Raw genomic sequence first — 4,976 nt, 5'->3', positions numbered from 1 at the left:
AGAAAGAACCTCGGAGAACCCGCCACCGGGACGGCCACCCGGGATACCGGCCTGCCCGAATCCGGAAACCCACCACAAAAGCAATCACACCGCGTGATCAAAGATCACGCGGTGGATCGAGGCTCATTGCTTCCGTGCTCCTGTGCATGCTGACGCCGTAGCCGGAATCTGAAGGATTTGTCGAAGTTTCGCTCCGCAGCTCGAAGGGTGCTTCGCAGGGCGTCGCTGACCAAGGCGGGTGCGGGCGTGTGCGAGGGTCTGAGATGTCTCGGTGAGGGGCGGAGAGGTCGGCTCGGCGAGCGTGACGCAGGGCGACAGTCTGTTTGCGTGCCGGGACGCATTCGCCATGCAGGCATGCAATCTGTCGACTACAGGCAGGTTCACGGCTGTGGACCTGCCCCGTGAGGGCAGGTCCACAGCCGTTACCGTCCAGCCGTGCCTGTTGGGGTTACTTCGGCATGAGGACGGTGTCGACGATGTAGACGTTGGCGTTGGCGGTCTTGACGTTGCCGCAGACGACGTTGGAGGTGTCGTTGACCTTGTAGGCCTCGCCGGAGCCGCTGGTGGTGAGCTTGGTCTTCTCCAGGGTGTCGAAGGAGCCGTTCTCCAGCTGCTTCGGGGTGAGCTTCTCACCGACGACGTGGTAGGTGAGGATCTTGGTGAGCATGGCCTTGTCGGCGAGGACCTTGTCCAGGTCGGCCTTCGGGATCTTGGCGAAGGCGTCGTTGGTCGGGGCGAAGACGGTGATGTCCTTGGCGTTGTTGAGAGTGTCGACCAGGCCGGCCTGCTTGACGGCGGTGACCAGCGTGGACAGGGCCGGGTTGTTGGAGGCGGCGGTGGCGACAGGGTCCTTGGCCATGCCGTCGAAGGAGCCCGCGCCGTCGGCGGGGACGCCCGAACAGGCCGGGCCGAACGGCTTGTCCATCGCCATCGAAGCATCCGGGGTAGCCGGCTGGGAGGCGGCGGGAGCTTCGCTGCTCTTGTCGGAGGAGGCCGAGTCGCTCCCGGAGTCGGAGCAGGCGGCAAGGGCGAAGGGCAGGACGGCGGCCGTGGCGACGGCGAGAGCGGTACGACGGAAACGCAGGGTGTTCGACATGATCAAAATCTCCTGTTGTGTTCTCAGAAATACGCAAAGGGTGAGATGCGAGGCTGGGGCCGCGGCGAAGAGCCTTGGTCGTTACCGGCCGGGGTTTTACGTGGTGACGAAGACGCTGTGCCAGCCGCTGGCGCCGTCGGGGATGGTCCTTGTGCGTTCTTCGGTCTGGACCTGGCCGGTGCCGTCAGTGGCACGGACGGTGAGGTTGTGGCCGCCCGGTGTCGGCTTCCAGGGGAAGGACCACTGGCGCCAGGTGTCCTTGTTCGCCTGGGGGGCGAGGTCGGCGGTCTGCCAGGGGCCGTCGTCGACCCGGACTTCGACGCGGTCGATGCCGCGGTGCTGGGCCCAGGCGACGCCGGCCACCGTCACCAGCTCGCCCGTGGGCCGGCCAAAGGGCTTGGGGGTGTCGATGCGGGCTTGGGTCTTGATGGGCGCCTTGCGGGCCCACTTGCGCTTGACCCAGTACGGGTCGTAGGAATCGAAGGTGGTGAGCTCGATCTCCTGGATCCACTTGCAGGCCGACACGTACCCGTAGAGACCGGGGACGAGCATGCGGACGGGGAAGCCGTGGTCGAAGGGCAGGGGTTCGCCGTTCATCCCGACGGCCAGGATCGCGTCGCGGCCGTCCATCACGTCTTCGACCGGTGAGCCGAGCGTCATGCCGTCGACCGAACGGGCGACCAGCTGGTCTGCTTTGCCGCCCTGGGAGGGTGCCTTGACGCCGCACTCCTTGAGCAGGTCGTCCAGGCGTACTCCGAGCCAGCGGGCGTGGCCGATGTAGGGGCCGCCGACCTCGTTGGAGACGCAGGTCAAGGTGATGTCCCGCTCGATGAGGGGCCGGTTCAGGAGTTCCTGGAAGGTGTAGGTGCGCGGGCGGGTGACGCCCTTGCCGCGGATGCGAAGCCTCCAGGTGTCCGCGTCGACCTTGGGGACGACGAGCGCGGTGTCGACGCGGTAGAAGTCCTTGTTCGAGGTGGTGAAGGCGCTGATCCCCTCCACCTTGAGCTGCGCTCCGGCCGGGAGCGCGGGGGCGGCGGAGGCGGGCGCGGGCAGGGTGATCGCGGCCCTGGAGGCGGTGGCGCCCTGGCCGCTCTTGCCGATGAGCGCGCGTCCCACGGCTCCGGCGCCGGTTGCGGCGACTGCGGTGACGGAGGCCGCGGTGAGGAAGCCCCGCCTCGACCAGCCTCCTCCGGCGGTCTCCGCACCGGCGGGTGAGCTGCCGGAGTTCAGTTTCCCGGCCAGGAGGTAGAGGACGGCGGCGCCCGCGAGGGCGCCGGCCACAGAGGGCAGTGCGTCCGCGACGCCTTGGGTGTCGGGCCTGCTCAGTGCGGCGGCCGCGCCGATCACACCGAAGATCAGAACACCCGCGGCTCCGGCCCGCCGGTAGCGCAGGGAGACGCTGCCGAGGATGACGCCGAGGAGGCCGAGGACGGCGAGGATGCCGAGTTGGAGGACGACTTTGTCGTTCTCGCCGAACGTGCGGATCGCGAAGTCCTTGACCGCGGCCGGCGTGCGGTCGATGGCGGCGCCGCCCACGACGGTCACCGGCCCGGCCTGCGGCCGGACCAGGGAAGCCACGAGCTCGGCCACCGCCAGCGCCGTGTACCCGGCCAGCAGACCGGACACGGCGCCCAGTGCGCTGCGGGCTAGGGACTTGCGGAAGCTGCTCACAATGCCCATTCGCTGTGGTCCGTCCGGCGGATTGGTCGCTTCTACGTTCAACTGGTTTTCCGCGCCTGGGCGGGCGCGGCGGATAGGGGTGTCGGCCAAGCTGCCCGCACCGGTCTGTCTGCCTCACTACCGCTCGTCGAGCTGTGGGGCGGTCGGCGCCGGGAACACTCGAAGGGATGGCAACCCAGGTGCGGGGTAGCTGCTCAGGGCAATCCGCACATATGCCCGCTCCGAAGAAGCGGTAAGACAGCGGAGGAACATGGCCGGCCCCTGAGGGGCCGGCTCTTCTCGCGGCGAAAGAGCTGTTGATGACATCGAGGCATGAAGGCGGGTGCGGCCCGTGCACGGCCGTTCCGCAGCAAGGCACTTGGCGGCACGGGGCAGGACGCCGATGACCCAGCCCCAGCGATCCCGCGGCCACGATCCCGTCGGCCAGCAGCTGCAAGAGGTGATGGGGCGGGTGAGCCAGGGCGACAAGGACGCCTTCTCCGTTCTCTACGACGCGGTCGCCGCCACCGTCTTCGGGATCGCCGTCAAAGTCGTCCGGGACCGGGCCCAATCGGAGGAGGTGGCACAGGAGGTGATGATCGACGTATGGCGTCAGGCCGCCCGCTACCGCCCCGAACAGGGCACCGTCATGACCTGGGTGGCGACCATCGCCCACCGACGGGCTGTGGACCGCGTCCGGTCCGCCCAGGCAGCCGCCAACCGTGAGCACGCCACAGGTGTACGCGACCAGATGCGGCCCTTCGACGAAGTCGCCGAGGAGGTCGAGACCCGCCTGGACAGCGAGCAGGTACGGCGCTGTCTGCGCGGTCTGACCGAGCTCCAGCGCCGAGCGGTGACCCTGGCCTACTACGGGGGACTGACCTACCGCGAGGTCGCAGAAGAACTGCGGTCCCCGCTTCCGACCATCAAGACCCGAATGCGCGACGGACTGATCCGGCTGCGCGACTGCATGGGGGTGACCACATGAAACACGAAGCAGAACTGCACACCCTCACCGGTGCGTACGCACTCGACGCGCTCACCGGTGAGGAACTCCGCGCGTTCACCGCGCACCTTGAACACTGCGAAGGCTGTCACCAGGAGGTCGGCGAGTTCGCTGCCACGGCGGCACGTCTGGCCGCAGCAGTGAGCCTGCCCGTGCCCGTCGCGATGCGACAGGTCGTCCTGAACCGAATCGACGGTGTCCGGCAGTTGCCGGCGCGCCCCCTACTCCTCCCATCGGTCCGCCTCACCACACGTCTCACCCGCAGGGCCGGGGCGTTCGTGGTCGCGGCCGGCATCGTCGCCGCCGCCGGGTTCGGCGGTGTCGCCCTCTGGCAGCACCAGCAGACGGACCAGGCCCGCACGCAGGCCCAGCGCGCCGGCCAGCAGGTCCAGGACATGACCGCTGTGATGGCTTCCCCCGACGCCCGGACGACCCGTGGGCGCACCAGCACGGGGGCTTCCGCTTCTGTCGTGACCTCTGCCCGCCTGAACCAGGCCGTGTTCCTCGCCTCAGGGCTCTCCCCGGCTCCCGCGGGACGGACCTACCAGCTGTGGTTCGACGACCACGGCACCATGCGCCCCGCCGGTCTCATCCCTGGCGACGGCTCCGTCCTCATGCAGGGAGATCCCGGCCAGGCCCTGGCCGTCGGCCTCACCCTCGAACCTGCAGGCGGCTCCGCCCAGCCCACCACCAGCCCCCTGGTCCTCCTCTCCCTTCCCGCCTGACCTGGACAGCGGGCAGCAGGGGCTGGCAACGCGTACGCGGCGCACCGGGCGGGGGCTCGGTCGGCCCCTGTGCTCTGGCGCCCTCGGCCGCGAGCACGGTTCTTGTGGCGTCGGTCGTCGGCCGAGGCCGCCCGGTTCCGGCGAGGGGGCTGGGACCGAGCGATGCCATCCCCGGTGCCATCCCGCAGCGGCGGACGGGATCCTTCATCGCGTCTGGCCCGACGGTGGAATCGATACCAGCGATACACCCCGGAGCCAGGGCCGGCCCCGGCACGCGGCCGCCCCTCTGCCCGGGTCGCGATCACATCGTCCGCCCGTCGAGCAGCTGCGCCCGGACAGCCGAGAGGTGTGCGGCATCTGAGTGGACTTAGTGGTCTGCGTCGTAAATCCTTCGGGGGTTGACGTCGGGCTTGGCGTGCGCTTGCCCGTGTCAGGTGTCGAGACCGGTGAGGTGGAGGTGGCAGGCGGTGTCGAGTGCGTCCTCGGGGGT

Annotated in this window: 4 protein-coding genes; 2 read left to right on the top strand and 2 right to left on the bottom strand. The window is 69.1% G+C overall.

Translation table 11 applies throughout. The features are described 5' to 3' along the window. Positions 1-448: 448 nt before the first annotated feature. Together OTB19_RS41535 and OTB19_RS41530 are read right to left on the bottom strand one after the other, a co-directional pair. A complete protein-coding gene (locus tag OTB19_RS41535) occupies positions 449-1,096 on the bottom strand; it encodes a fasciclin domain-containing protein (RefSeq protein ID WP_267804053.1) in 648 nt (215 codons plus the stop codon). Between the two features lie 96 nt (positions 1,097-1,192). Continuing rightward, complete coding sequence (locus tag OTB19_RS41530; protein WP_267804052.1) at positions 1,193-2,776, bottom strand: molybdopterin-dependent oxidoreductase; 1,584 nt, start codon at positions 2,774-2,776, stop codon at positions 1,193-1,195. Between the two features lie 382 nt (positions 2,777-3,158). Here OTB19_RS41530 and sigK point away from each other — a divergent pair, with 382 nt between their 5' ends. Both sigK and OTB19_RS41520 read left to right on the top strand, forming a co-directional pair. Further along, the gene (gene sigK / locus OTB19_RS41525; RefSeq protein ID WP_267804051.1) at positions 3,159-3,743 is read left to right on the top strand and encodes an ECF RNA polymerase sigma factor SigK; all 585 of its coding nucleotides are present in this window, start codon (positions 3,159-3,161) and stop codon (positions 3,741-3,743) included. Continuing rightward, complete coding sequence (locus OTB19_RS41520) at positions 3,740-4,486, top strand: anti-sigma factor (RefSeq protein WP_267804050.1); 747 nt, start codon at positions 3,740-3,742, stop codon at positions 4,484-4,486. Before sigK ends, OTB19_RS41520 begins: the two co-directional genes overlap by 4 nt. Positions 4,487-4,976: the final 490 nt, after the last annotated feature.

This window comes from Streptomyces sp. H27-H5, assembly GCF_026627505.1.
In the GTDB taxonomy this organism is placed as follows: Bacteria; Actinomycetota; Actinomycetes; order Streptomycetales; family Streptomycetaceae; genus Streptomyces.
This window is presented reverse-complemented; position numbering and strand designations above follow the sequence as displayed.